Here is a 1189-nt window from a genome sequence, read left to right on the forward strand (position 1 = left end):
AATGGCGAAGAGCAAGTTTGAACGAACAAAACCGCATGTTAATATTGGTACGATTGGTCACGTTGATCATGGGAAGACCTCGTTGACAGCAGCGATTACGAAATATTTTGGTGAATTTAAAGCCTATGACCAAATTGATGCTGCGCCAGAGGAGCGCGCACGTGGAATTACTATTTCTACAGCACACGTTGAGTATGAAACGGAAAATCGTCACTATGCGCACGTTGATTGTCCGGGACACGCTGATTATGTGAAAAACATGATCACAGGGGCAGCACAGATGGATGGTGCTATTTTGGTTGTTTCAGCAGCTGATGGTCCAATGCCTCAGACACGTGAGCATATTTTGCTTGCACGTCAGGTTGGTGTTCCAGCAATTGTTGTTTTTCTTAATAAAGTTGATCAGGTTGATGATGCAGAACTTTTGGAGCTTGTAGAGCTTGAGGTTCGGGAACTTTTATCCAAGTATGATTTCCCAGGTGATGATATACCAATTGTTAAGGGTTCTGCGTTGGCAGCTCTTGAAGATAAGGATAAAAGCATTGGTGAAGATGCTGTTCGTCTTTTAATGAGTGAAGTTGATAATTATATTCCAACCCCTGAACGTCCTGTTGATCAACCATTTTTGATGCCGATAGAAGATGTATTTTCGATTTCGGGTCGTGGAACCGTTGTTACGGGTCGTGTTGAGCGTGGTGTTATTAAAGTTGGAGAGGAAATCGAGATTATCGGTATTCGTCCAACATCTAAGACGACGGTTACAGGTGTTGAAATGTTCCGCAAGCTTTTAGATCAAGGTCAAGCGGGTGATAATATAGGAGCTCTTCTACGTGGTGTTGATCGTGAAGGGATTGAGCGTGGTCAAGTATTGGCAAAGCCAGGATCTGTTACACCTCATACGCGTTTTAAAGCAGAAGCTTACATTTTGACAAAAGATGAAGGTGGACGTCATACACCATTTTTCACGAATTATCGTCCTCAGTTTTACTTCCGTACGACGGATGTTACAGGTATTGTTACACTTCCAGAAGGAACGGAAATGGTTATGCCAGGTGACAATGTTGCGATGGATGTTTCGTTGATCGTTCCGATAGCGATGGAAGAGAAACTTCGTTTTGCTATTCGTGAAGGTGGTCGTACTGTTGGTGCCGGTATCGTCTCTAAGATCATTGAATAAATAATGCTTGTT

Annotated in this window: 1 protein-coding gene; it reads left to right on the forward strand. The window is 42.9% G+C overall.

Annotated elements, in window-relative coordinates; genetic code table 11:
• Position 1 precedes the first annotated feature (1 nt).
• On the forward strand, positions 2-1177 hold the full coding sequence (gene tuf / locus ACFILY_RS09445; RefSeq protein ID WP_012755022.1) for an elongation factor Tu: 1176 nt from the start codon (positions 2-4) through the stop codon (positions 1175-1177).
• The last annotated feature ends 12 nt before the right edge of the window (positions 1178-1189 follow it).

Source organism: Bartonella sp. CL25QHWL (genome assembly GCF_042195335.1).
Taxonomy (GTDB): Bacteria; Pseudomonadota; Alphaproteobacteria; order Rhizobiales; family Rhizobiaceae; genus Bartonella.